The sequence below is a fragment of the Pontibacillus sp. ABV4_188 genome (genome assembly GCF_056311905.1).
The window spans coordinates 1,742,955-1,769,236 of sequence record NZ_CM149975.1 but is presented as its reverse complement, the minus strand read 5'-3'; the positions used below and the strand labels follow the sequence as shown (position 1 = coordinate 1,769,236).

General features: G+C 40.5%; 23 protein-coding genes. 3 read left to right on the top strand and 20 right to left on the bottom strand.

All coding sequences use genetic code 11. From position 1 onward, the window contains the following. Positions 1-5: 5 nt before the first annotated feature. Together sdaAA and sdaAB are read right to left on the bottom strand one after the other, a co-directional pair. Positions 6-899 carry an L-serine ammonia-lyase, iron-sulfur-dependent, subunit alpha gene (gene sdaAA / locus ACYX4O_RS08970; protein ID WP_188656029.1) on the bottom strand — a complete coding sequence of 298 codons (894 nt, stop codon included), beginning with the start codon at positions 897-899 and terminating at the stop codon, positions 6-8. Positions 900-921: 22 nt separating this feature from the next. Beyond that, positions 922-1,584: an L-serine ammonia-lyase, iron-sulfur-dependent subunit beta gene (gene sdaAB, locus ACYX4O_RS08965; protein ID WP_207530055.1), complete on the bottom strand. Its 663-nt coding sequence runs from the start codon at positions 1,582-1,584 to the stop codon at positions 922-924. 235 nt (positions 1,585-1,819) lie between these two features. Here sdaAB and ACYX4O_RS08960 point away from each other — a divergent pair, with 235 nt between their 5' ends. Then, a complete protein-coding gene (locus ACYX4O_RS08960; protein WP_476356486.1) occupies positions 1,820-3,097 on the top strand; it encodes an NCS2 family permease in 1,278 nt (425 codons plus the stop codon). Between the two features lie 345 nt (positions 3,098-3,442). Here the strand turns inward: ACYX4O_RS08960 and ACYX4O_RS08955 are convergent, their stop codons facing one another. Then, positions 3,443-5,113: a DAK2 domain-containing protein gene (locus ACYX4O_RS08955; RefSeq protein ID WP_476356484.1), complete on the bottom strand. Its 1,671-nt coding sequence runs from the start codon at positions 5,111-5,113 to the stop codon at positions 3,443-3,445. Between the two features lie 37 nt (positions 5,114-5,150). Continuing rightward, positions 5,151-5,513, bottom strand: a complete 363-nt coding sequence (locus tag ACYX4O_RS08950; protein WP_036778594.1) for an Asp23/Gls24 family envelope stress response protein — start codon at positions 5,511-5,513, stop codon at positions 5,151-5,153. Positions 5,514-5,814: 301 nt separating this feature from the next. On the opposite strand from ACYX4O_RS08950, the gene rpmB reads away from it, so the two are divergent. Beyond that, positions 5,815-6,003 (top strand): 50S ribosomal protein L28, encoded by a 189-nt coding sequence (rpmB, locus tag ACYX4O_RS08945; protein WP_036778593.1) that lies wholly within the window; start codon positions 5,815-5,817, stop codon positions 6,001-6,003. A 109-nt stretch (positions 6,004-6,112) separates the two neighbouring features. Here rpmB and spoVM read toward each other — a convergent pair whose 3' ends face one another. The 16 genes from spoVM to ACYX4O_RS08865 all read right to left on the bottom strand — a co-directional run bounded on the left by spoVM (position 6,113) and on the right by ACYX4O_RS08865 (position 23,996). Beyond that, positions 6,113-6,193 carry a stage V sporulation protein SpoVM gene (gene spoVM, locus ACYX4O_RS08940; RefSeq protein WP_019376515.1) on the bottom strand — a complete coding sequence of 27 codons (81 nt, stop codon included), beginning with the start codon at positions 6,191-6,193 and terminating at the stop codon, positions 6,113-6,115. A 40-nt stretch (positions 6,194-6,233) separates the two neighbouring features. Then, positions 6,234-6,905 carry a thiamine diphosphokinase gene (locus tag ACYX4O_RS08935; protein WP_476356482.1) on the bottom strand — a complete coding sequence of 224 codons (672 nt, stop codon included), beginning with the start codon at positions 6,903-6,905 and terminating at the stop codon, positions 6,234-6,236. Between the two features lie 171 nt (positions 6,906-7,076). Further along, positions 7,077-7,730, bottom strand: coding sequence for a ribulose-phosphate 3-epimerase (rpe, locus tag ACYX4O_RS08930; protein ID WP_476356480.1), 654 nt, complete (start codon positions 7,728-7,730; stop codon positions 7,077-7,079). Positions 7,731-7,733: 3 nt separating this feature from the next. After that, on the bottom strand, positions 7,734-8,615 hold the full coding sequence (rsgA, locus tag ACYX4O_RS08925) for a ribosome small subunit-dependent GTPase A (RefSeq protein ID WP_188656034.1): 882 nt from the start codon (positions 8,613-8,615) through the stop codon (positions 7,734-7,736). Further along, positions 8,616-10,649: a Stk1 family PASTA domain-containing Ser/Thr kinase gene (gene pknB, locus ACYX4O_RS08920; protein WP_476356477.1), complete on the bottom strand. Its 2,034-nt coding sequence runs from the start codon at positions 10,647-10,649 to the stop codon at positions 8,616-8,618. It abuts the gene before it with no gap. Continuing rightward, on the bottom strand, positions 10,649-11,404 hold the full coding sequence (locus ACYX4O_RS08915) for a Stp1/IreP family PP2C-type Ser/Thr phosphatase (protein ID WP_476356476.1): 756 nt from the start codon (positions 11,402-11,404) through the stop codon (positions 10,649-10,651). The genes pknB and ACYX4O_RS08915 overlap by 1 nt, the downstream gene beginning before the upstream one ends. Positions 11,405-11,630: 226 nt before the next feature. Beyond that, complete coding sequence (rsmB, locus tag ACYX4O_RS08910) at positions 11,631-12,980, bottom strand: 16S rRNA (cytosine(967)-C(5))-methyltransferase RsmB (protein ID WP_476356474.1); 1,350 nt, start codon at positions 12,978-12,980, stop codon at positions 11,631-11,633. Further along, positions 12,973-13,920, bottom strand: coding sequence for a methionyl-tRNA formyltransferase (fmt, locus tag ACYX4O_RS08905; protein ID WP_476356472.1), 948 nt, complete (start codon positions 13,918-13,920; stop codon positions 12,973-12,975). The genes rsmB and fmt overlap by 8 nt, the downstream gene beginning before the upstream one ends. 18 nt (positions 13,921-13,938) lie before the next feature. Then, complete coding sequence (priA, locus tag ACYX4O_RS08900) at positions 13,939-16,350, bottom strand: primosomal protein N' (RefSeq protein WP_476356470.1); 2,412 nt, start codon at positions 16,348-16,350, stop codon at positions 13,939-13,941. After that, positions 16,347-17,552, bottom strand: coding sequence for a bifunctional phosphopantothenoylcysteine decarboxylase/phosphopantothenate--cysteine ligase CoaBC (gene coaBC, locus ACYX4O_RS08895; protein WP_476356468.1), 1,206 nt, complete (start codon positions 17,550-17,552; stop codon positions 16,347-16,349). Before coaBC ends, priA begins: the two co-directional genes overlap by 4 nt. A 51-nt stretch (positions 17,553-17,603) precedes the next feature. Beyond that, positions 17,604-17,804: a DNA-directed RNA polymerase subunit omega gene (rpoZ, locus tag ACYX4O_RS08890; protein WP_084599247.1), complete on the bottom strand. Its 201-nt coding sequence runs from the start codon at positions 17,802-17,804 to the stop codon at positions 17,604-17,606. Further along, positions 17,801-18,421 carry a guanylate kinase gene (gmk, locus tag ACYX4O_RS08885; protein WP_036778564.1) on the bottom strand — a complete coding sequence of 207 codons (621 nt, stop codon included), beginning with the start codon at positions 18,419-18,421 and terminating at the stop codon, positions 17,801-17,803. Before gmk ends, rpoZ begins: the two co-directional genes overlap by 4 nt. A 10-nt stretch (positions 18,422-18,431) precedes the next feature. Then, positions 18,432-18,695, bottom strand: coding sequence for an extracellular matrix/biofilm regulator RemA (remA, locus tag ACYX4O_RS08880; RefSeq protein WP_036778562.1), 264 nt, complete (start codon positions 18,693-18,695; stop codon positions 18,432-18,434). 87 nt (positions 18,696-18,782) lie between these two features. Further along, positions 18,783-19,670 (bottom strand): YicC/YloC family endoribonuclease, encoded by an 888-nt coding sequence (locus ACYX4O_RS08875; RefSeq protein WP_476357061.1) that lies wholly within the window; start codon positions 19,668-19,670, stop codon positions 18,783-18,785. Between the two features lie 121 nt (positions 19,671-19,791). Next, positions 19,792-21,084, bottom strand: coding sequence for an NCS2 family permease (locus tag ACYX4O_RS08870; protein WP_476356465.1), 1,293 nt, complete (start codon positions 21,082-21,084; stop codon positions 19,792-19,794). Between the two features lie 251 nt (positions 21,085-21,335). Beyond that, positions 21,336-23,996, bottom strand: coding sequence for a calcium-translocating P-type ATPase, SERCA-type (locus tag ACYX4O_RS08865; protein ID WP_476356463.1), 2,661 nt, complete (start codon positions 23,994-23,996; stop codon positions 21,336-21,338). 92 nt (positions 23,997-24,088) lie between these two features. Between ACYX4O_RS08865 and ACYX4O_RS08860 the strand changes: the two genes are divergently transcribed. Then, positions 24,089-25,807 carry an Rqc2 family fibronectin-binding protein gene (locus tag ACYX4O_RS08860; RefSeq protein ID WP_476356461.1) on the top strand — a complete coding sequence of 573 codons (1,719 nt, stop codon included), beginning with the start codon at positions 24,089-24,091 and terminating at the stop codon, positions 25,805-25,807. The last annotated feature ends 475 nt before the right edge of the window (positions 25,808-26,282 follow it).

The following is a 26,282-nucleotide window of genomic DNA, read 5'->3' as shown; positions in this document are numbered from 1 at the left end:
TTGTCTCACTCACTTTTTAAATTTATTCCATACACTTTCGCTTCTAGTTCCCGACCTGTTGGTGTAGCCGCTAAGCCACCTTGGGCTGTTTCTCTAAGAGCAACTGGCATCGTTTGACCAATTTTGTACATAGCATCAATGACTTCATCACAAGGAATACGACTTGTCACACCAGCAAGAGCCATATCCGCTGCAACAACTGCGTTAGAAGCTCCCATCGCATTTCGCTTCACGCACGGAACCTCCACAAGGCCAGCTACAGGATCACATACTAACCCTAGCATATTTTTAAGTGTAATCGCCATTGCTTCAGCAGATTGAGCAGGTGTACCACCAGCCATTTCTACAATCGCAGCAGCTGCCATACCAGCAGCCGATCCTACTTCTGCCTGACAGCCTCCAGCAGCACCTGAGATGGATGCATTATTCGCAACGACAAACCCAAACGCACCTGAAGTAAATAAATACCTGACCATTTGCTCGCGTGTAGGGTTTAATTGGTTCTTCACAGCAAATAGTGTTCCAGGAACACAACCAGCGCTCCCTGCTGTTGGTGTAGCACAAATCGTCCCCATAGCCGCGTTCACTTCATTAGTAGCCACTGCTTTACTTACAGCATCCATTAACAGGTTCCCGGAAAGTGGCGTGTGGTTTTTCATATAATTTTGAATGAGTACAGCGTCTCCTCCTGTTAAACCCGAGTGAGACTTAACTCCTTGCAATCCTTCCTCAACCGCGTTTTCCATAACCTTTAGGTTTTCTTCCATTTGTCCAAAAACCTCTTCACGAGATCGTTCACGAACCGCCATCTCTTGACGAATCATTAACTCAGAAATAGAAACTCCTTCACTTTCACATCGTTCTACTAACTCCGCTACGTTTCGAAATAAGATTTTCATATATGATTCCTCCCCTAGTCTTTTAATCTACAACTTTCGCTACTTGCAAGATATGATCACAACTTTCAAGTTCTCTTAAAAGATCATCACTAACATTTTGGTCAACTTCAATAACCATAAGGGCTTCTTTGCCCATTTCTTTTCTTGAAACTTCCATATGCCCAATATTTATCTCATGCTTCGCAAGCGTTTGAGTGACAGAGGCAATAGAGCCAAATCGGTCGTTATGCATAACCAAAATAGCGGGATGATTCCCGGAAAGACGTAACTCAAATCCATTGAGTTCAGTAATTTCTGCTTTTCCTCCACCAATTGATATACCGACTAACTCTAGATCACCATCATCATCTCCGATCCTTACACGAGCTGTGTTCGGATGGTCTGTGTGGGCATCTTCCTCTTCAAACTGAACCTTAATTCCTTTTTCTTTTGCCAAATCCAGAGATGTGCTGATTCTTGTATCCCACGTTTCAAAGTCAAGCACCCCTCCTACAATAGCAACATCTGTCCCATGACCTTTATACGTCTTCGCAAACGACCCATATAAGTGGACGGTTACCCATTTAGGCTCACGACCAAATAACGTACGAGCTACTCTTCCTATACGAGCAGCACCTGCTGTATGCGAACTAGACGGCCCAATCATGACCGGACCAATAATATCAAAAACAGATTTAAACTTCATTATTACCACCATCCTATTCATATAAAATGATCATCTATTTCCTTTATACACGTAATTGTAAGCGCATTCAACAAGTAAGAGTGTTTTAGATCAACTCTTTTATTATAACAAAAATAAAGAAAAACGAGTAAGAAGAGTAGTTGATAAAATTCACAGACTTCCCTATAATAAAACTTTGTGGATTATGTTCGGCATAATCGGGTGGGAGAGGGCAACATTATATTGAGGGTTTTATATGAAGCACCATAACCCTGATTCACAAGGAGCAAATACATCCCTGAAAAGTGAGATGATGGCAGGTTTAATCGGATATTTAACGACTGTCTACATTGTAGCAGTGAATGGCTCGATCCTAAGCGAAGCCGGTATCAGCTATCAAGCTGGTATGATCGCCACCATATTAGCTAGTTTTGTGGGTTGCTTATTGATAGGTTTTTGGGCAAACGCTCCTATGGTATTAATACCAGGAATGGGCGTTAACGCCTTGTTCGCGTATTCCATCGTGCAAGGAGGCGGGCTCACTTTCGAGGAAGGATTAGGCGTTGTTTTTGTGTCGTCAATCCTTTTCATCATTATCGCCCTTACTAAACTAGGTTCATGGCTCCAAGAAGCTATACCTGATTCGTTAAAGCACGCTATCACGGTAGGATTGGGTTTGTTCCTTACGTTTATCGGACTTGAAAAAGGCGGCTTGATTACTCGGGGTGAACATTCATTGATTGAATTGGGACATTTCTCTTCTCCAACCGTGCTCGTTAGCTTACTAACTTTGGCGGTAGGTATATTCCTATTCATCAGAAACGTTCCTGGCCATTTCCTCTTAACCATGGGGACAGGGACGGCCTTAGCCTATCTGTTTGGGATTTTAGATGGAGGCACAACAACTATAGCGCTAGATGCACAATGGATTTTCATCCCTTCTTTCAGCGCCGTAGACGAACTTGCCTTTTGGCTAGGTGTATTTCCGTTAACGATTGTACTCGTCTTTGAGAACATGGGTCTCATAAACGGACAGCTATCAATGGTGGGAGATACTAGCAAATTTAAACGCTCATTCCAATCCACAGCTTTTTCTAGCCTAACCTGCGCTTTTTTCGGCACATCACCAACTGTGTCATCAGCAGAAAGTGCAGCAACAATTGCTTCAAACGGTCGATCCGGTAAAGCAGCCATCACGACGGGCGTACTGTTTTTGCTCACCCTTGGACTAATCCCGTTTATATCATGGATTCCTTCCATGGCGATTAGCCCTATATTGATTATTGTTGGGGCCCTTATGGTACAAAATGTTCGCCATATTGCCTTTGATGATTTATCAGAAGCAATGCCTGCTTTCTTAATCATTGTAATGATTCCTTTTACAAACAGCATTGCTGACGGAATGGCCTTTGGTTTCATCGCTTACCCAATTGTTAAAATGGCAAGCGGTCAGAAAAACAAAGTAACCCTTCCTGTTGTGGTTATCGCGGGTATGTTTCTAACTGAATTCATCATTAAAGCATTAGGGTTGTAACTTATCCTTTTCAGATGTAAATTAGAGCATTGGACTGGTATACAGTCCAATGCTCTTTTTGTATGTAGATATAAATTGAAGACAATGTCTATTTGCTACGAATGGAGAATTGCTCCCGCCAATTTTAATGGAGCGTAAGGTGGACCTGGAAATTACTCGCTTTCCGCGGGCGAGCTGACGAGCTTCCTCAATTTCTAGTCTTCAGTATTCTTGCCATATTTTTAACCAACCTATAAAGAAATAACAACATTAACCTATAACAAATGAATAAGAAAAGCAGTTCAATCAAGGGGGACAAGCTTCTTTGTCCTCCAAAATTGAACTGCTTTCGTTACATACACCGGACTATTCCACTGAGAAAATAAAGGAATAGATTGGCTGGTTACCTTTATGAACTTCTACTTCTAAGTCTTCATAGTTTTCTTCTAAGAAGCTTTCAAGAGCCTCAACTTCTTCTGTCGTAGCGTCTTCACCTTGAAGAATAGTTAAGATTTCATCTTCTTCTTCATCAATCATGTCTTGAAGAAGTTGCTTAGCTGCTTCAAGTTTGTCTTGATGTGTAGAAGAAATGCTACTTTCTAATATTCCCATAAAGTTCCCTTTTTCAATCGTCATTCCATCAATTTGAGTGTCGCGCACAGCATAGGTTAGCTGACCTGTTTTTACAGCTGCAGCAGCTTCTTTCATGCCTTCCTGGTTCTCTCCAACAGATTGTTCAGGGTGGAATGAAAGTAATGCACTCATGCCTTGAGGAACTGTCTTAGTAGGAACCACTACTACGTGATCCTCCGCTAAGTCTGCTGCCTGTTCAGCGGCCATGACTATATTTTTATTGTTTGGCAATATGATAATTTGCTTTGCATTCGCTTCCTGAATTGCATTAGTAATGTCCTGAGTACTTGGGTTCATTGTTTGCCCGCCTTCGATTACGACTGTAGCTCCAAGGCTTTCAAACATCTCTTTTATGCCACTTCCCATCGCAACAGTTACAATAGCAAATTCAGCTTTTTCTTTCTTTGCAGGCTTTTCTTTCTTCTGTTCGCCTACAATGGATGTGTGTTGTTCACGCATATTTTCGATCTTCATATTCACTAGGCTACCATAGCGCTGACCTAGTGTTAGCGCTTTACCAGGTGTCTCAGCATGTACGTGCACTTTAATGAGCTCGTCGTCTGATACGACAAGTAAAGAATCTCCAAGTTCACTAAGGTCCTCTCTGAAAGCATCTTCATCATATGGGTTTTGAGCTAGTTTATCTTCTTCGAATTTCACCATGAATTCTGTACAGTATCCAAACTCTATTTCATCGGTGCTCATGAAATCCTGAGCGAGTTTATGGTGTTCAGCATTAACCATATCATCCATACTCGGACCGGCTTCATTCGTAGCAGGTAACTCTTCACCTTTTAAGTTAGCCAAGAACCCTTCATAAATTGTTACAAGACCTTGACCTCCACTATCTACTACTCCTACCTCTTTAAGAACTGGAAGCAGTTCTGGAGTGCGTTTCAGGGATGATTTTGCATTCTTTATCATTTCTTCCATGAACACAACAATATCTTCTTCCTCATCAGCGATCTTGTTAGCAGCTTCAGCGGAATCTTTAGCCACAGTAAGAATTGTGCCTTCAACAGGCTTCATTACTGCTTTATAGGCAGTTTTAACTCCCTGATTCATGGCCTCAGCAAAATCAGTTGTTGTAATCGTTTCTTTATCCTCAATAGCCTTTGAGAAACCTCTAAAGAGTTGTGATAGGATTACACCTGAATTACCGCGCGCCCCCATCAACAACCCCTTAGCTAAGCTTTTCGCTACTTCTCCTACGTGGTCTGCTTGTACATTCCTTACTTCATTCGCTCCTGATGTCATTGATAAATTCATATTCGTACCTGTATCACCATCTGGAACAGGGAATACATTAAGAGCGTCGATCATATTCGCATTGTTTGTTAAATGGGTTGCTCCTGCGAGCACCATTTGGGCAAACGTTGCTCCATCTAACGTCCTTATCGTCACTCCGACTTCCTCCTTCGTCATCCACTAACTTGTCTGTTTAATCATTTGCCACACGTACACCCTGAACATAAATATTCACAGAGTCTACGGACAAGCCAACTGTTTTATTTAATGTATACTTCACTTGTGATTGTACATTAGAGGCAACCTCAGAGATCTTCGTCCCATAGCTTACGATAATATACATATCAATATGTGTTTCTTCTTCTTCTTGACGGACAATGACGCCGCGTGCGAAATTCTCTTTACGCAATATTTCCGTAAGACCGTCTTTGATTTGATTTTTTGAGGCCATACCTACAATTCCGTAGCATTCTACAGCTGCACCGCCAGCTACAGTTGCAATCACTTCATTCGTAATGGTTACGTGACCAAAGTTCGTATTTAAATCAATGGACATATTGGATCCTCCTTCGTTCTCTTCCATACTTATCGTCATTTTACTATAACGAGCTTGAATTTAAAAGTGTGGTTGATGGAAGAAACACGACACATTCTCTACAATCGGACACTTTCGTTGACTAAATTGCATAAAAGCTTGTGAAAACCCCATTTAACAATGGACGAAAACAATTTATCTGTCAAGTGACTTTTCTTGATATATTTCGCCAAACTTGTTGAAATCTTAACGACGGTATGATAAATTAAATAAGTATTTGATGATATACATGAAAGCTTTAGTGCAAGTAGGAGGGAAAATTATGAGTCGTAAATGTGCTGTTACAGGCCGTAAAACAACTACTGGAAACAACCGTTCACACGCTATGAACGCTAGTAAACGTCAATTTAAATCTAACGTACAAAAAGTACGTGTTATGATCGACGGTAAACCTCAAAAAGTTTACGTTTCAACACGTGCTCTTAAATCCGGTAAAATTCAACGCGTTTAATCGCTAAGCATTTTACCATACAAAAAAAGCACCCTTTGGGGTGCTTTTTTTGTATTCCAAAGATAAGAAATTACTACAAATGAGAACATGTGTTAGACGTCGTACGCCTTTAGTCTTTTTTGAAGGTACCTATGATGACGCGCACGAAACCACCAATGAAGCGTGGGAGTTTAATGGTATAAAATTTCAACTGGTCCCCCTCCTCTAACATACAATGACCTTTAATAAGCTTAGGATTTCTTAGTTTCACTTAGTACATCTCGGCTCTTTATTAGTAATAGTATGCCATGCTCAAATGAAAAAGTACCTTTTTCTGAAATAAGCTTATTCGACACACACAACGTAGACCCCCATGGAACAAAGGCATTTTCTAAAGGATAATAAAAGCCTTCAAGCGTCAGTCCCCGAACCTCAGGAGTAAATGGAATGAAGGAAATGTTCGGATAATCAGGGTCAAACTGGACTTCGTGGTGCCCGGGTGATTTACACTCAACCCAATTCCCCTTATCAACTATCACCCCTTTAATCCCTTGTGCTTCTAGGGGAGCTAGAATTTGCAAATTTGTCAAAGCATGATCCAATCTACCACCTGTGACTCCAAAGAAGTAAATAACTTCTGGATCCAATGTCAAAGCTTTCCGTACAGCAATTTCTAAATCGGTCTCATCCTTTTCAGCTGGATGCTTTGTAAACTCCTTTGCAGAATGCTTAATCTTTTCTAATTCATCTTCAGTTACAGAATCAAAATCCCCTACAGCGAAGTCTGGGGAGATCCCATCATTTACAAGGGTGATAGCACCATGGTCAGCCCCAATCCATGTAATTTCTTCTTCCTTATATTGTGTTAATGAGGGGATATGCTCACTTGGGCCTCCCCCGACTATTGCGATCCCTTTCATCATTTCACCCTTTCTACATTCTATGAAAAAAGGCTGATCCCATTCCTAAAGGGTCAGCCTTTTTGTTATCTAGGAAATTATAAAACAGCTAGTTGATCGAACTCACCGAGAGTTATAATTCTATTTCCTTTTGGATATCCGATGCACCGTATACATTCTCTGCGCTATTTAAACCTACACGTGAGTAGTTAATAACGATTGAATAGCTTCTCCTCGGTCTTCTTTATTAAAGACAGCACTTCCTGCAACAAGAACGTCGGCTCCTGCTTCTACACATGTTTGAGCTGTACCCTCTTTAACTCCTCCGTCAACCTCGATCTCAAAGTTATACCCAAACTCTTCTCTCAAGTTTGCCACCTCTTTGATTTTAGGGACAACATTTTCAATAAATTGCTGCCCTCCAAACCCAGGGTTAACAGTCATAAGAAGAACCAAATCCACATCAGGCAAAACTGACTTGATCATCTCAACCGGCGTAGCAGGGTTTATGACTACACCAGCTTTTACACCAGTTGATTTAATCAACTGAATTGTTCTATGAAGATGAGGACACGCTTCTTGATGTACAGAGATAATATCTGCACCTGCCGAAGCAAACTGTTGAATGTACTGATCCGGATTTTCAATCATTAAGTGAACATCAAGCGGCAAGTTAGTATGTGGCTTAATTGCTTCTACAATAAGCGGACCAATCGTAATGTTCGGAACAAAATGACCATCCATCACATCCACATGCACATACTCAGCTCCGCCTTGTTCAATATCCTTTATTTCTTCTCCTAACTTGGCAAAGTCAGCAGATAGTATAGATGGAGCAATTTTTGTCATAATTTAATACCTCGGCTTTCTGTTTTGTATTTCTTCTAAGAACTGCAAGTAATGTTCATATCTGTAAGACGGAATTTCTCCTTCTTCTACCGCAGCTTTAACCGCACACTTTGGCTCTTTATTGTGTAAGCACCCTCTAAATTTACAGTATTCTCCGTGCTCACGCATTTCAGGAAAACAATCCGGAAGTTCATCATATTCTAGGTCTTGAAATTCAAGAGAACTAAAGCCAGGCGTATCCGCAATAAGCCCCCCGTACATTTCAATAAGCTCAACATGACGTGTTGTATGTTTCCCTCGACCAAGGCTTTTCGAAATGTCATTCGTTTCAAGGTCTAAATGAGGCTTTAGGGCATTTAACATTGAAGACTTCCCTACGCCAGATTGTCCAGCAATAACGGTCGTTTTCCCTTCAAGGTAAGGAGTAATTCCTAATAAACCATCCTCTTCTTTTGAAGAGCCTACAATTACCGTGTACCCCAATTTCTCATAGTCTTCCTTGTATGATTCTAACTTCTCAAGTTCCTCATCATCGACAAGGTCTGTTTTCGTTAATACAATCATTGGTGTAATGTTTTTCGATTCAATCAAGACCAGAAATCGATCCATTAAAATTGTACGAAACTCAGGTTCTACAACTGAAGCTACAATCATCGCTTGATCAATATTCGCTATAGGTGGTCGAACTAACTCATTTTGTCTTTCATCAATATCAAGGATATAGCCTTCTTCATTCTCATCCATCTCAAATGATACGTTGTCACCCACAAGCGGCGTGATTTTCCTCTTGCGGAAATTCCCTCGTCCCTTACACGGATAAACAGAATTTCCATCCTGAACGTAATAAAAACCACTAAGCGCTTTTACAATCTTACCCTTTAACATCTATTCAGCTTCACCTTCTTCATATTTTACCTCTTCTTCTTTCACCGTCTCACCATCTACCTCTACCCTATAGTAAGCAGTTGAACCTTGTTTCACTCGAAGGGGTATGGTGAACTCTTTTGTCTGATTTATGGTTTCGTCTATATAAGGCGTATCCACATCTTCATTTTCATCATCAATATAAATTTTAACCGTTTTTTCAATAGGTTCTTGTTGATTTGTGTTCTCTTCTCCATTGTTATCTTGAGGTTGCTCATCTTCTTGAGGTTCAGTTTGCTCGACTTCAACGGTGTACTTCCTATTAATAGTTGTATAAGATGGAGGTTCCTGACCCTTAGAAACCCATACCTTCACAGTCGATCCTACATCCACCTCTTCATTGGCAGTTGGCTGCTGACGAATAATTTGACCCTTTGGAACGGCTGAACTAAACTCTTGCCCAGCTTCTTCGAGAGAAAAGTTATCCCCTATAATTGACTCTGCTTCTGGAATTGTGCTCCCAGTTACATCTGGTACATCTATTTGTTCAGGACCACTGCTAACCACCAAAACAACAGATGTTTCTTCCGGAAGGACCATATCCCCAGCACCTGGAGTAATGTTTGAGATAATTATCCCCTCCTGAACGTCAGAAGAATTCTCTAGGTTAGGGTAAATATTCTTATATCCCTTTTCTTCCAATTCTTTCTTAACTTTCTCGAATGAAGCCCCAGCGTAGTCTTGAAATTCTTCTTTTTCCTTACCAAGGCTTGAGAAAACGGTAATTTCTGAGCCTTCTTTTACAGTAGACCCTACTTCAGGATTAGTCCTAATGACTTTCCCTTCTTCTACTTCAGAGGAATTAATAGCCTCGCGATTTACTTTTAAGTTGAGTTCCATCAACTGACTAAGTGCTTCCTCATATTCTAATCCACTTACATCAATCACTTCTACGTCATCAGGAATCATAAGAGGCGGGATAAGAAATAACGCCAAAGCACCTGCTCCAATTAACGTAAATAAAATTCCAAAGACCCATCCTTTCCACTTCCGCTTCTTCTTAGGAGTGGGGGAATGTTCAGAGCCCGTATTAACCTCTGTATGATCTGTCTGATGAACAATCGTATCATCTGAACGCTCAGAGTTATAAGCATCATTCGTTATAATCGGTATTGCTTTTGTTACTTCTTCATCATCATCCAACGGAACGGTAAATTTCGCTTCATCTTGCCTTTCGGGCAAAAGGGCAGTATCTAAGTCTTCATCGATTTCAGATATATCATCATAGCGATGAAATGGATCTTTTGCGGTTGCTTTTAATACAATGTTTTCTACACTTTGAGGCACTTGTGAATTCCATCTTTTCATAGAAGGAGTCTCACTTTGAAGATGTTTCAAAGCAATAGACACAGGTGACTGACCCGAAAAAGGAAGTCGCCCTGTCAACATCTCAAATAAAACAATACCAATCGAGTAAATGTCTGATTTCTTAGTTGCCATACCTCCCCTAGCTTGTTCAGGAGATAGATAGTGTACAGAACCTAATACTGAATTGGTTTGGGTTAAGGACGTAGCACTTAAAGCCATAGCAATCCCGAAATCAGTTACTTTTACTTGTTTGTATTCATCAATCAAAATGTTTTGAGGTTTTATATCTCTATGCACAATATGGTTATCATGGGCATGTGTAATGGCTGCTGTAATTTGCTTAGTAATATCTAATGATTCTTGAACATCTAGTGGTCCATATGACTGTATGTATTGTTTTAAGGTCATCCCATCAACATATTCCATAACCATGTAGTAAATGTGTTCTTCTTCACCAACATCGTATATGTTTACAATATTCGGGTGAGACAAGCTTGTAGCCGAATGAGCTTCTCTTCGAAACCTTGCAATGAACTCTTCATCATTTGCGTATTCCAAGCGAAGTACTTTAATGGCTACATCTCGATTTAAAATCGTATCACGGCCCAGATAAACATTGGCCATTCCTCCGCCACCGATGGTTTCCCGGATTTCATAGCGTTCATTTAAAAGGTGCCCTTTAAGCATTAGGACACACCCTCTTCCGTTGGTGCATCATGATGAACGAGCACTAACGAAATGTTATCTTCTCCCCCACGCTCATTCGCAATGGTTACAAGCTTTTCAGCAGCTTTCTCAAGAGGGAGTGGCTCTTGAACGAATTCAACCAGTTCATCATCTATCATTTTATTCGATAAACCATCTGAACAAAGTAATAACTTATCATCTTCTTCCCAGATCACCGTATTAATATCCACACTCGTTTCAGACTCTGTTCCAAGTGCCTTTAATAACACATTCTTCCTAGGGTGATGCTCAGCATCTTCACGGGTAATTTGACCAGCCCTTACAAGTTCATTCACTAGCGAATGATCTTCGGTTACTTGTTTAAACCCGAATTCATTTGATAAATAACAGCGACTATCACCTATGTGAGCTACAGAAACAAATTCCTCTGTACAAATAGCCGCTACAACCGTTGTCCCCATCCCCTGGCATTCTTCATGGTTCAACGCATATTGAAATAATTCTTGATTAACATTTTTAATTGTACGTCGGAGCCAATCCTCTGCCTCTTCTGCCGTTTGAATAGATTGAGCGTCAAGCCACTTATTATGTAAAGAGGTTGTCGCTATATTACTCGCAACGTCTCCTGCTCGATGTCCACCCATCCCATCCGCTACAACGGCCAACACTTGATTGTTTTGATTAAAGAAAATTCCCCCAGCGTCCTCATTATGGCTACGAACCTGTCCTTTGTCCGTCAAAAAATAACCATTCAAGGGTTTCACCTCGTCTCTTAATTAAGCTAAATATGATGCTAAATATAAGTTGATGAAGTACTCATTCTCTTTGGACACGTCACTCTTCTTATTGCTACGCAAGAACATGTGCCTAAAATAAAGAACAGACCCCAATGTTCTATTTTGCACAATGGGGTTGTGTTGTTCTTAATCTAAATTCACGTAAAATGAATTAACTAAACGACTAAACTTCGCCTAAATCCATTTATCTTTTACGCTTTAATCTTGTTAAAAAGAAACCATCTGTATCAAAGTCTTGTGGAAATAGTTGAAGACCCCACTCACTTAGACCAGGTAGGCCTTTACAATCTTCAGGTAAGTCATTAAAAAAGTCCTTGTCCACTTCAAATTCTGTGTGGTGATTCAAGAAATCTTGTATAACTTCCTCATTTTCTTGACGGTCTACTGTACATGTACTATATACTAGTGTACCATTTTTTTTCATTAATGAACTCACTGATTCAAGTAACTCTTTTTGAATAGTAGAAAGAGAAACAATATCATCTTCAGTTTTTGAATACTTAATATCTGGTTTTCCTCTCACTACACCAAGCCCAGAACAAGGAGCATCTAATAATACACGGTCAAACGTTTCAGCACCGATTAACTCAGGTAAGTGCCTAGCATCAGCTTGTGCTGTTGAAATATTTGTTAAACCAAGTTGATCCGCCTTTTCTGCCACAAGCTTAACTTTCTTTTTATGCAGATCGAAAGATGCAACTTGCCCAGTATTATTCATCTTCTCAGCAATGTGGGTTGATTTCCCACCAGGTGCACTACAAGAATCGAGAATATGCATCCCTTCCTGAAGATCCATCATTTCAGCTACTAGCATTGAACTTTCATCCTGAACCGTTACCCCACCTTCACGAAAGATGTTGTGACGAAGTATATTACCCGAAAAGATGATAATTCCTTGCGGTGACAAGACAGATGCTTCCACATCAAAACCATCTTCTTGTAATATTTCTATCACCTGAGCTCGCGTATAGCGAGTCGTATTCACTCGAACAGACATGGTTGGTCTCTCCAAGTTCTTACGACACATTCTTGCTGTTTCTTCAAGTCCATACATATTGCTCCAGCGTTCTACCATCCACTTTGGATGACTCGTTTCGATTGCTATCCGCTCAATAGGGTCCTCAATTTCATCAAGTGAAGGTACTCCTTTACGCTGGAGATTACGAAGAACACCATTTACCATGGATACTATGCCTTTGTGCCCTCTTTTTTTAGCAATTTCTACTGCTTCATGAATAATAGCGTGATCGGGCACGCGCTCTAAGTAGACCATCTGGTAACAAGACATATAAAGTAACCAAAGAACCCAAGGCTTTAACTTCTTCTTATTTTTTACAAAGGGCGTGATGTAGTAATCTAAAGTATCTTTACGCTGTACAGTCCCATAAACAATCTCTGTTAATAAAGAGGTATCACGGTCTGACAACCCTCTCTTTTCAATGGTTTGATTAATTAAAAGGTGGCTGTAACCTCCGTTTTCACCAACTCGAGTAACAATATCTAACGCAGCATTTCTTAAGGCCATCTCACTCATTCTCTTCACCTAAAACATAGCCGACTTCAAGTGATTGGCCAGCTCCACGCAAGAAATCCCCTGCAGCCATTCTCTTTTTCCCTGATGGTTGAATATCTGTTAACTTAATACCTTTCCCATCTCCGCAAGCAACAACAAACCCATCTTCATCTAAACGAACAACTTCTCCAGGGCTTCCTTTGAAGGATTCTTGTACTTTTACTCCCCACCATACTTTTAATGGCTTATTGTTCCAAGTTGTAAAAGCTACCGGCCAAGGGTGTAATCCGCGAATGTGGTTATAAACGGTTTGTATGTCATTATTCCAGTTAATCCGCTCTTGCTCTCGCTTAATGTTAGATGCAAATGTTACTTGGCTTTCGTCCTGCTTAATAGGAGTAATAGCACCGCTCAGTAAATCTGGTAGTGTGTCATGAAGAAGAGCCGCACCGACTTCTGAAAGTTTATCATGTAGAGTGCCCACATGATCCTCTTCTTCAATTGAAACACGACGTTGGCTTAAAATATCCCCTGCGTCTAGTGCTTCTACCATATACATAATGGTGATTCCGGTCTCTTTCTTTCCTTCAAGAATTGAATAATGGATAGGTGCTCCCCCTCTAAGTTCTGGAAGAATGGAAGCATGGACGTTAATACACCCGTATTCTGGAACCTCTAATAATTCTTTCGGTAGGATTTGACCAAATGCAGCCGTGACAATTAAGTCAGGATTGTATTCTAGTACATCCTCATATTCGTGTTTAATCTTCTCTGGTTGCAAAACCGGAATGTCGTGACGGTTCGCCTCCACTTTAACTGGAGGTGGCGTCATTTCTCTCTTTCGCCCTTTGGGACGATCCGGTTGGGTGACAACTGCCACCACAGTGTATTGGTCTTCAATTAATTGTTGTAAAACTGGAACGGCAAAATCTGGCGTCCCCATAAATACGATACGCTTCATTTCAACATATCTCCTTTCTTACATTAGCTGGTACGGTTGAAAATCGATCGTGAGCTGCAAATCCTTTTGTTGAATAGCGTCCTCATATATTTGAAATAGTCGATTCATGACCTTGTGTAATGTGGGTTCATTTCTGTATTTTATCATGCATTGATACCGATATCTATCTTTGATCCGGGTTAGCGGGGATGGTGTAGGGCCTAGAATAACTGTTTGGTCTGAAAGATGGTCACGTAAAAACTGTACTATTTTCTGCGTAACATCCATAGTGTACAAATGATTTGGATGGGAAACCGTGAGTAATGTTAAAAAGTAATACGGAGGATATCGAAATGTTTTTCGCATCTTCATCTCTTTCTTGTAAAACGATTCGAAATCGTATTGACTTGCCATCTCGATGCTGTAATGTTCAGGAGTATAACTTTGTACAATAACTTCACCAGGCAATGTATGCCTACCAGCACGTCCACTAACTTGAGTTAATAACTGAAACGTCTTCTCTGATGACCGAAAATCAGGCAGATGCAACAATGAATCTGCTGCTAAAACACCAACAAGGGTAACATTCCCAAAATCAAGCCCTTTGGCAATCATTTGTGTCCCAAGTAATATATCCGCTTCCTTCTCTGCAAACTTCGTTAATAATCTCTCGTGTGCCCCTTTTCGACGGGTGGTATCCACATCCATTCGTATAATCCTTGCCTCTGGAATCAGTTGATTCAAAGACTCTTCCACCTTCTGAGTACCAGTACCGAAGTAACGAATTGTATCACTCTCACAGCTTGGACAAGTAGTAGGCATTGGTTCCTCATGAGAACAATAGTGACACTTTAATCGTTCCGCTTTACGATGATAGGTCAACGCAATATCACAATGAGGGCATTCTTTCACTTCACCACAATCACGACACATAACAAACGTTGAGTACCCTCTTCTATTTAGGAACAAGACAACTTGTTCACCTTTTTGAATACGATCTTCAATTTTCTCTCGAAGTTGTATAGAAAACATAGATCTATTCCCAGCATGAAGTTCCTTTCTCATATCAACAAGTTCAACTTCTGGCATATTCGCATTGTTCATTCGTTTTTTTAACGAAAGAAGCTTATAAACATCCTTTTGCGCTCTTGCAAAAGACTCGAGTGTAGGAGTTGCACTACCAAGCACAACAGGACATTGATGGTATTCTCCACGTTTAATGGCAACATCCCTTGCATGATACCTCGGATAGTCTTCTTGTTTATAACTTGATTCATGTTCTTCATCAATGATGATAATACCAATATTCTCAAACGGAGCAAAGATAGCTGAACGCGCACCAACTACTACCTGTACTTCCTTTCGCTGAATCTTTCTCCATTCATCGAACTTTTCTCCTGCAGATAGAGCGCTATGTAATACAGCGACCCTTGAACCAAACCGTCCTTTAAACCGCTCTACCATTTGCGGTGTGAGCGCAATTTCAGGCACAAGCACAATAGCTTCCCGTCCATCATCGAGTACTTGTTGGATAGACTGGAGGTATACTTCTGTTTTACCACTTCCGGTTACACCATGAAGAAGGAAAGGAACATGTCGCTTCTCTTCGATCGAAGCAAGTACAGGTTCAATCGCCTCTTGCTGTTCTTCTGTTAACAAAAATGGTGTGGTACGCTCATATTCTCGTTGTTGATAAGGGTCCCGGTATACTTCTTTATACACCGTTTTTAAAATTTCCTTGTCAAGTAATGGCTTCAAGGATGCTCTTGTCGTTTTTAATTCTTCTAATAATTTTTTCTGTAAAATTTCTTCTGGATATTCATTAAAATAAGCAAGAATCAAACGTTGTTTCTTAGCCTGTTTGGGCGTATCATGATAGATTTCTTCTAAGCGATGGGAAGGTATATTTGGAACGATATAGGTCTCTTTTTTCTTCGTTTCCTTCCCCTTCACTTTATACTGCACCTCCACTAGCCCTTCATGGATGTGTTTTTGAATCTGAGAGTAGGACATAGAGGAAGATTCAATTTCCTCATAAGGGATGACACCGCGTCCAGCAAACAACCTCTCTAGGTCTTCTGTTAATTCTTCATGTTCAGCAAGTAACCACAGCTCTTTCTCATACTTTGCTTTGAGTAGTTGAGGTAACATAGCCTGATAGGCAGAAACGTAAAAACAAAGGGTTGTTTCTGAGATCCACCTTCCTAGTTGAATAAGTTCATGTGTTAAGACAGGAGTCAAATCCATTACGTCTTGAATATTTTTTAAGCGTGTAAAACTTGTTTGATCTGTCACTTCTAAAACAAAACCCATGATTTTACGAGGGCCAAATGGAATAATGACTCTCATACCAGGCGATACAACGCCTATTAATGAATCAGGTATCTTATAATCAAATGGTCTGTTCGTTTGGCTTGTAGGTACGTCCACAATGACTCGTGCTATATTCACGTATTACCATCCTTCAACTCATTTGCCACTTGAATAAGAATCTGATAAGCCACATCTTCTTTAGACTGAAGTGGGAGATTCCACTCTAGACCACTTTTATTAATATAAGTGACAACATTTGTATCCGTACCGAAACCAGCACCTGCTTCAGATACATTATTCACAACGATTGCGTTCGCATTCTTTTTTGTAAGTTTTTGCTTTGCATACGTAATCGGTTCAGCCGTTTCAGCCGCAAACCCGACAACAAACTGATTTGTTTTAGCTTTGCCAATCTCACCTAGTATATCTATTGTTCGCTCCATCTCGATGGATAAAGCTTCCTCTTTCTTCTTCATCTTTTGATCCAGAGGAGTTGCAGGGCGGTAGTCTGCTACAGCAGCTGTTTTAATAACAATATCTGCATGCTTAAGCTCTTCCATAACCGCCTCATACATATCATGAGCGGACTCCGTTTGGATAACATGAACTCCTAAAGGCTCACTAATGGAAACAGGACCTGATATAAGTGTAACTTCAGCCCCTAACTCCTTCGCTTTCCGTGCGAAAGCGTACCCCATTTTTCCCGTTGAGAAGTTCGTGAAAAAACGAACTGGATCAACCCTTTCTCTTGTAGGTCCAGCCGTAACCATCACACGCTTTCCTTTTAGAGGGAGGGAGGGGCTCTCTTGTTCCTCTAACACCGAAACAATTGTTTCAGGTTCTTCTAATCGCCCCTTCCCTACATACCCACAAGCCAAATAGCCTTCACCAGGCTCTATGAACCGATATCCATAAACTTCCAGTCGTTTTAAATTCTCCTGCACAGCAGGGTGGGCATACATATGCACATTCATAGCAGGCGCTACATAAACAGGAGCCTCACTAGCTAATAGTGTCGTTGTAAGCATATCATCAGCAATTCCGTTTGCCACTTTACCTATTAGGTTTGCAGTGGCCGGGGCAAGAACGATCAAATCAGCCCAATCTGCTACATCAATATGTGAAATTTGTTCGGGAATTTTTTCATCAAAAGTATCTGTATATACCGGGTTTCGTGATAAAGCTTGAAACGTTAGTGGGGTTACAAACTCTTGAGCACCAGTTGTCATAATAACAGTAACATCAGCTCCAGCTTGAACAAGTTTACTTGTTAATGCACAGGCTTTGTAAGCAGCAATTCCACCTGAAACACCCAGGACAACTTTCTTTCCTTTAAGCATGATTAACTCATCCTTCCCATCTACATAAAAATAACAACCTTGATAAGGTTGTTATTCTTCGTGTTTATAATGCAATTTGCCTTCTTTAATTTCTTCAAGTGCAATACCAACGTATTTTTTTGAGTCAAAGGAATCAATTAAATACTTGTTCGTTTCTTGCATTTGACGAGCTCTGCGAGCAGAGATTGTTACTAGGGTATACTTAGAATTAATGGTTTCCATTAAGGAATCAATGGACGGCTCTAACATCATGATTCATCACGCTCCAATGCTTGTTTATATTGTTTTGCTACACGATCACGTTTACAGTGCTCGCTTCTAACAATGGATTGAACCGTATCTACTGCACGGTCAATTTGATCATTTACAACAACATAGTCGTAATAATCCATCATTTCAATTTCCTCTTTGGCCGCTGCTAAACGATTTCGTACTAATTCTTCTGTTTCAGTTCCACGACTAATGATGCGATCTTTAAGCTCTTCTAGACTTGGTGGGATCAAGAAGACGAATACACCTTGAGGGAAGTTTTCCTTCACCTGCAACGCCCCTTGGACTTCAATTTCAAGAAAAACATCATTCCCTGATTCTAATTGTTGCTCAACATAATCTTTAGGTGTTCCGTAATAATTACCCACATATTGAGCATATTCAATCAATTTTTTATTCTCAATTAGTGTTTCAAATTCCTCTTTGCTTTTAAAGAAATAATCTACTCCATCTACTTCTCCTTCACGAGGGTCTCGTGTCGTCATAGAGATCGAGTATCTAAGATCTGTATCTTTTTCAAAAAGAGACTTCCTTACTGTCCCCTTTCCAACTCCGGAAGGACCGGACAAAATAAATAAAATCCCTTTCTCATCTATCACAATAAAGCTCCTACCCTTCTTCTGACATATCGTCATGACTTGTGACACGTCCACCTACAGTTTCAGGTTGAACAGCCGATAAAACGACATGATCGCTGTCAGTTATAATTACCGCACGCGTCCTGCGGCCGTATGTAGCATCTACCAATTTATTATTATCCCGAGCAACGGTTATAATCCTTTTTATTGGTGCTGATTCTGGTGACACGATGGAAATGATACGATTTGCGGAAACTACGTTACCAAACCCGATATTGATTAGTCGTAAGCTCAATGTGGCTCCTCCTTCATCATCTAAAACCATTCAAAATTGTATATGAATACTATAATTATATGAAAAATTTTATGATAAACTCAATCATTATTCAACATTTTGTACTTGTTCTTTTATTTTTTCTATTTCGCTCTTTAATAATACTACCCATTCACTAATTTTTGAATCAGTTGATTTAGAGCCAACCGTATTCGTTTCCCTATTCATTTCTTGAACAATAAAATCAAGCTTTCGTCCAATGGATTCGTTTAACCCTAAGGTAGTTATAAACTGATCTATGTGGCTATACAATCGAGTAATTTCTTCTTCTATATCCCCTTTTTCAGCTAATACACCAACCTCATGGAGGAGTCGTGAATCTTCTTTAGGGAGAGCGGCTTGAGCATATTCCTCAATTTTCGTTTTAATACGTTCTCTTGTTTCATCAACAACGATTGGTCTTCGGCTTTTTAAATTATCCACAATTGATACAACCGTTTCTACACGGTTTCTTAAATCTTGACGTAATGCATCCCCTTCTTGCACTCGCATAGATACGATGCGCTCACACGCTTCATCTACACAAGAAAGAATCATTGATTCCATACGATCTTCGTGTTCCTCTAACTCTTGAATAGTAAACAGATCTTCAAGGTTCGTCAAGACATTTACCGAAATTTCTTCTACGAGTCCATATCGACCCCTAGCTTCACGAAGTTGATTTATGTATTGATCTAGCAGGTCCCAGTCTGTTTTCACAGTGCGTTTTGTTAAAGCTTTTCCTTCAACTGTGATAAAAGCTTCTACACGTCCTCTTGTGAAAGATGGCTGCAACCTTTTTTTCACTTTTTCTTCTAGGTAAAGGAGCGACCTTGGCATTTTAGGGGCAATGTCTAAAAATCGGTGATTCACAGATTTAAGTTCCACCGTTACCGTTGTATCCTCTACTGTTTTACTACTTCTCCCATATCCAGTCATGCTTCTAACCATATCCATCACACCTATTATTACAAGATTATACCCATTTTAACATAACCCAATCAGGATAAAAGAACTTGTACGTCATCAAAACAAAAACTGCCCCTTTTTAAAGGGCAGTTCTTATGAGAATTGACTATTAGTGAGCAGGGAAAAACACAAGTTGAATAGCAAATAATATTCCGAACACGTATAGTAACAACGAAACTTCTTTTCCTTTTCCACTCACTACTTTTAGTAATGGGTATGTGATAAAGCCCATCGCTATTCCTGTTGCAATACTAGAAGTGAGGGGCATCGTTAGAATAATAATAAAACTAGGAAATGCTTCATCGAAACTCTTCCAATCAACACGAGACAATCCTTCCATCATAAAGCACCCTACAATAATCAGGACTGGGGCTGTAATAGCTGATACTCCAGAAATCGCTTGAATAAATGGAGAGAAGAACATTGAAAGGAAAAACAACCCTGCTATAACGAGAGAAGTTAGGCCTGTACGCCCGCCTGCTGCCACGCCTGATGTTGATTCTACATAAGCAGTAGATGGACTTGATCCAAATGTAGATCCTACCGTTGTCGCAATTGCATCTGCCATTAAAGCTGATTTAGCCTTAGGTAACTTTCCGTCCTTCATGAAGCCAGCTTGCTCAGCCACTCCTACAAGCGTACCTGTAGTATCAAAAATCGTGACCAATAAGAATGCAAATACAACAGCATAAAGCCCTTCTGTAAACACTCCAGCTATATTCATTTCAAAGAATACTGGAGCAGGAGGCATAGAAACAATGCCATTAAACGTAAGCTGCCCTGTGAAGAAAGCAATGATCGCTGTTATGACAATACCATAGAACAAAGCGCCCTTCACATTACGAGCCATTAATATCAGCGTAATAAACAATCCAGCTATTGATAAAAGCGTATTAGGAGCCTGAAGATCACCAAGTGTTAAAAGCCCCGCTTCTCCTCCGTCTACGATGATTCCACTAAATTGCAAACCTAAAAAGGCTATAAATAAGCCAATACCTGATGTAATACCAAACTTTAATGAGTTGGGGATTGCCTCAATTAATTTCTCACGTAAACTTGTGAAACTGAGTAAGAGGAAGATCACACCAGCAATAAAAACCGCTCCAAATACAATGCTATAAGATAAACCATATTTCGTTACTACAGTAACAAAGTAAGCATTCAGTCCCATTCCAGGGGCAATAGCAATTGGATAGTTAGCGAGTAATGCCATAAGGAGAGTACCTACAAGGGCTGAGATAATAGTTGCCATAAAAACTTGTCCAGAAGGTACTCCGGCATTTCCGAGTATAACCGGGTTGACAAATATTATATAAACCATTGTTAGGAATGTTGTAATTCCTGCGTTGATTTCTGTTTTAACTGTCGTCTGATTCTCTTGTAATTTAAAAAAACGATTCAACTTCTTTCACCTGCTTTTCACGAATGATAATAACAAACATTGATAATAATATTCGTTTTTAGGATATATTTCAATACAAAATAACAATTTGTTTCAGAAATTTATTAGCAAAGGAAGATTATTTATACTCAACAACGTTCCACCCGCTATTCTAGTATCGTAATTCACCAATATGACAGTTTGACCATATTCTTGCCGCAAATAAAACAAAAAGCACCCTTCATTTTGAAGAATGCTCACAAATATAGTATTTATTTCTTAGAAAATCCCCACATAACCGTTGGGACAGCACCTAAACCTGTAATAAAAATCCAATCTCGTAATGGTACGTCCATGGTATGAAATATTGGATGAAGAGGGTCATAGTAAATGACCACTAACATTAATAGCAGTGAAGATAAAACAGCACCAATTAAATAAAGATTCGAAAAAGGATTTCTGGCAAATACGGACCTTTCACTCCGACAATCAAATACGTGGATGAGCTGCGCAACGACCAACGTACTAAAGGCAATGGTCTGAGCATATAACAATCTTTCAGGGTCCCCTTGGTATGCCATAATAAAAGCTATAAGAGTAACGATCCCAATCATAAACCCTCTTGAGATAATTTTAAATCCTAACCCTCTAGCGAATATCCCCTCTATTGGACTTCTAGGGGATCGCTTCATTACATCTCCCTCTGAACGATCAAGCCCGAGTGCCATGGCTGGTAATCCGTCCGTTACGAGGTTCACCCACAGAATTTGCACTGGTACTAAAGGTAAGGGTAAAGCAAGTAGCATTGCAAAAAGCATGACTAATATCTCACCAACATTGGAGGCTAATAAATACCGAATAAATTTCCGTATATTCTCGTAGATATTACGTCCTTCTTGTATAGCTGAGCGGATTGTAGCAAAGTTATCATCAAGAAGGATTAAGGAGGACGCCTCTTTTGCGACATCTGTTCCACTTTGCCCCATTGAAATCCCTATGTCACTTGCCTTAATGGCAGGTGCATCATTCACCCCATCCCCTGTCATAGCTACTACGTGCCCCTGCTTTTGAAAAGCCTGTACAATTCGCAACTTATGCTGTGGGGTAACACGGGCAAAGACGTACGTTTCATCTATTATTGCCTCTAATTGATCGTCATTCATTGCCGAAAGTTTTGACCCTTCTATAACTTGTCCATTTTCTGGCATTAACTCTAAGTCTCTTGCAATGGCTCTAGCAGTCTTCTGGTGATCACCTGTAATCATGACAGTCTTTATCCCCGCTTGATGACACTCTTCAATTGCTCGCTTCACTTCTTTTCTCGGAGGATCCATCATACCTGTAACACCAATAAAAGTTAAGTCCTTTTCTAATTCGAAATCGTTGTAAGATTGCCCCTTCTTAAGTGGCTTATAACAAATTGCAATGGTACGTAATGCTTGATCAGCCATATTCCCAATCTTTGATTCCACTACTTGTGTATCCTTTTGCATCAATGGTCGCTGGCCAGTAGATGAATAAACCGATGTACTCCTTGGTAATAAAACGTCTGGTGCACCTTTAACAATAATCAAACGTTCCCCACTTCTATGTTCTACTACTACAGACATACGCTTACGATCTGAGTCAAAAGGGATTTCGTACGTGATTTCCCAATCAGCCAAGCTTCCTTCTGTTACCCCTGCTTTCCACCCAGCAACTCGTAAAGCCCCCTCAGTGGGATCCCCATCTACAACATAACGGTCGTCCTTTTTCACAACTCGGGCATGATTACATAAAGAACCATAAAGAAGCATGCGACTTATTGCAGGATTATCTCCTAGTTTCACTTCCTGATTCCTTCCATCAAAGAAGGCTCCATATGGGTCATAACCTTCTCCTGTTACGTAGTATTGTTCATCTATTGTACTTATTTGCTTCACGGTCATTTGGTTTTCTGTCATGGTTCCTGTCTTATCAGAACAGATTACAGAAGCACAGCCTAATGTCTCAACAGCGGATAGTTTCCTTACTATAGCCTTTTTCTTAATCATACGCTGAACACCAAGCGACAAAGCTACTGTTACAATTGCAGGTAACCCTTCTGGTATCGCCGCTACTGCTAAAGATACACCAGCTAAAAACATTTCATACATAGGATGACCACGATAAACACCTGCAATGACTACAAATGCAGTTAATAGAAGAGCAGTCACAATTAAAATCTTTCCTAATTCAGCTAGTTTTCTTTCAAGAGGAGTAGGCATACGACTTGTTTGGACAAGTAAAGATGCGATTTGCCCCATGGCTGTATTCATTCCAGTTCCTACAACCACTCCAACCCCACTCCCCCTTGTCACAAGAGTACCCGAGAAAACCATGTTAACTTGATCCCCTAATTCAACGTCTACTTTATTCAATTCTTTCGTCTGTTTTAATACAGGGAGTGATTCTCCTGTTAAAGAAGATTCTTCTACTTCAAGCCCTGATACTGTAAGTAGGCGAAGGTCAGCGCTAACTCGATCCCCGCTTGTAACCTTAACAATATCACCTACTACGAGTTCACGTGAATGCACCTTTTCCCAGTTCCCGGACCTTAAAACTTCTGCTTGAGGAGCTGACAACTCCTTAAGCTTTGCTAGTGATTTCTCAGCCTTCTGCTCCTGGAAAAAACCAAGAACAGCATTCACAAATACAATTGCCATTATGGCAATTGCGTCCACGTACTCTCCAAGCAAACCAGAAATAAGCGTTGCAGCCAAAAGAACAATAACCATAAAATCTTGAAATTGGCGGAAGAATAATAACAATAGGCTAACCGACTTTCCTTCTTCTAGCTCATTATAGCCTAGTTTTTTTAGACGCTCCTCTGCTTGCTTAGAAGAAAGGCCCAAATCCATATTTACATCTAGTTTTCGTGCTAGATTCTCTATATTATATTGATACCAATTCACGTAACATTCCTCCTGAACCTGAGAGTCTATGGTATATCTATTCAGACTCGTCCAAAAAAATGCTATAATCGGTATATTGTGAGGTGATTACCATGTCTTTTGATGGCGTTGTCACCCGGGCAGTCACACACGAATTAATGGATTCGTTAACTCCCGGACGAATTATGAAGATCTATCAACCAACGCAAACCGAACTTATTGTTACTGTTCGAAGCCAAGGGAAGAATCACTTTGTCTTGCTCTCAGCACACCCTTCCTACGCTCGAATGCACGTGACAAAAGATACGTATCAAAATCCAAAAGAACCGCCAATGTTTTGTATGCTACTCCGCAAGCACTTAGTCGGTGGATTTATTGAATCCATCGAGCAGCTTGAAATGGAGCGCGTTATCCAAATAAAAGTCCGTGGAAAAGACGAAATTGGTGATGAAAGAACAAAAACCCTAGTGATGGAAATCATGGGTAAGCATAGTAATATTATTTTAGTTGATGAGGAGCGAGACATGATCTTAGATAGTATAAAACACGTGTCTCCCTCTCAAAGCAGTTACCGAACAGTACTGCCGGGTCATTCATACCGAAGGCCCCCTGATCAAGGAAAAACGAATCCCATCACATTAGATCCTGAAGATTTTGTTAAGAAACTAGACTTTAATTCAGGTCGTATGGACAAACAAATCATGAGCATACTCATGGGCTTTTCACCTATGATTGCTACAGAGATCAGCTATCGTGCTCGTTTAGGCTCTGCCACTACTTATCAAGAAACGTTCAGCCGTGTCCAGTCTCAACTCATTCATCATGACTACACGCCTCAGTTACTAAGAGGAAAGAAAGAACATTTCTATGTTCTTCCACTTGAATCAATGGAGGCTGAAAAAGAGACGTATAACACAACAAGCGAACTTCTTGATGCTTACTATAGTGGTAAGGCAGAACGAGACCGCGTTAAACAGCAAGCGGGTGATTTAGCTCGCTTCATGAAAAACGAACGAGATAAGAACATCCGTAAAATTAAGAAACATGAAGAGACCCTTCAAAAAGCTGAACAAGCTGATGAATATCAGCGACAAGGCGAATTACTAACTGCTCATATGCATCTTGTTAAGCAAGGGGATAAAACCGTTACGGTTGTCGATTATTACGATCCGGACCAGGGCGAACGTACCATTGAATTAAACCCTAATAAGACACCAAGCGAAAATGCACAGAGCTACTTCGCAACGTATTCTAAGATGAAAAAGTCGAAAGAGATTGTTCAGAAAGAGATTCAAAAAGCAGAAGAAGAGATCGCTTATTTCGACCAACTGATCCAACAAATTGAATCAGCTCGCGAAGAAGACGTCGAAGAGATTCGAGAAGAATTACGAGAAGAAGGCTATATGAAGGCAAAACCACAGCAAAAGAAGAAAAAGAAACCTCAAGCACCTAAGCCTGAAACGTATTTCTCAACGGATGGTACGACGATTCTAGTCGGGAAAAACAATAAGCAAAATGAATATGTAACAACACGTATGGCTAACCGAAATGATTATTGGTTACACACTAAAGACATTCCAGGCTCACACGTAGTCATCCGAAGTGAAGACCCAAGTGAAGATACCTTGCAAGAAGCAGCTTTACTTGCCGCTTATTTCAGTAAATCAAAAGCATCTTCATCGGTCCCAGTCGACTACACGTTAATTCGTCATGTGAAAAAGCCAAACGGCGCAAAACCTGGGTTTGTAACGTACGACAACCAGAAAACGCTATTTGTAACCCCTGAAGAAGCTGCCATTCGCGACCTTAAAAACAACGTACCAAAAGATTAAAAAACCTCGATCTTGCCCTAGCAAGATCGAGGTTTTGTTTTGGATCTATTAAAGTATATGTTGTTATTTTTGGGTTTGTTCAAGATTAGAGCAGAATAGTTGAAAACTAGAACATGAGACTTTACGGAAGGGGGTGGGTCCGTTACCGCGTAGGGACTAGGGCTTGCTGTGGGACAACTCGCTTTCCTGCGGGGAGCTGGTAAGCCTCCTCCTTCGCTAACGCTCTGTCCGGGGTCTTACCTAGGCTCCTCACCCCGCGGGAGTCTCGCAGTCCCACAGCAATCCCTGACGTTAATTTGGTGAACGGACCGATATGATATGATTGGTGCTCTGAAGCCCCTATCACCCTATACCGAACGTTTCCGTGTCTCCCCATTTGGCAAAGGTGGGCCTGGAAATTGCGAGACTCCTGCGGGAGAAAGAGGTAGACGAGACCCCGCAGGGTGGTTTTCCCGAGGAGGCTCGACAGCTCGCC

Coding starts and splice junctions, on each gene's coding strand:
- ACYX4O_RS08860 (WP_476356461.1), top strand. CDS start 24,089: ATGTCTTTTGATGGCGTTGTCACCCGGGCAGTCACACACGAATTAATG.
- ACYX4O_RS08950 (WP_036778594.1), bottom strand. CDS start 5,513: ATGTCCATTGATTTAAATACGAACTTTGGTCACGTAACCATTACGAAT.
- rsgA (WP_188656034.1), bottom strand. CDS start 8,615: ATGTTAAAGGGTAAGATTGTAAAAGCGCTTAGTGGTTTTTATTACGTT.
- sdaAA (WP_188656029.1), bottom strand. CDS start 899: ATGAAAATCTTATTTCGAAACGTAGCGGAGTTAGTAGAACGATGTGAA.
- coaBC (WP_476356468.1), bottom strand. CDS start 17,552: ATGCTTAAAGGAAAGAAAGTTGTCCTGGGTGTTTCAGGTGGAATTGCT.
- ACYX4O_RS08935 (WP_476356482.1), bottom strand. CDS start 6,905: ATGATGAAAGGGATCGCAATAGTCGGGGGAGGCCCAAGTGAGCATATC.
- rpmB (WP_036778593.1), top strand. CDS start 5,815: ATGAGTCGTAAATGTGCTGTTACAGGCCGTAAAACAACTACTGGAAAC.
- rsmB (WP_476356474.1), bottom strand. CDS start 12,980: ATGAGTGAGATGGCCTTAAGAAATGCTGCGTTAGATATTGTTACTCGA.
- ACYX4O_RS08875 (WP_476357061.1), bottom strand. CDS start 19,670: ATGGATATGGTTAGAAGCATGACTGGATATGGGAGAAGTAGTAAAACA.
- sdaAB (WP_207530055.1), bottom strand. CDS start 1,584: ATGAAGTTTAAATCTGTTTTTGATATTATTGGTCCGGTCATGATTGGG.
- ACYX4O_RS08960 (WP_476356486.1), top strand. CDS start 1,820: ATGAAGCACCATAACCCTGATTCACAAGGAGCAAATACATCCCTGAAA.
- rpoZ (WP_084599247.1), bottom strand. CDS start 17,804: ATGATGTTAGAGCCGTCCATTGATTCCTTAATGGAAACCATTAATTCT.
- rpe (WP_476356480.1), bottom strand. CDS start 7,730: ATGACAAAAATTGCTCCATCTATACTATCTGCTGACTTTGCCAAGTTA.
- pknB (WP_476356477.1), bottom strand. CDS start 10,649: ATGCTTAAAGGGCACCTTTTAAATGAACGCTATGAAATCCGGGAAACC.
- fmt (WP_476356472.1), bottom strand. CDS start 13,920: ATGAAGCGTATCGTATTTATGGGGACGCCAGATTTTGCCGTTCCAGTT.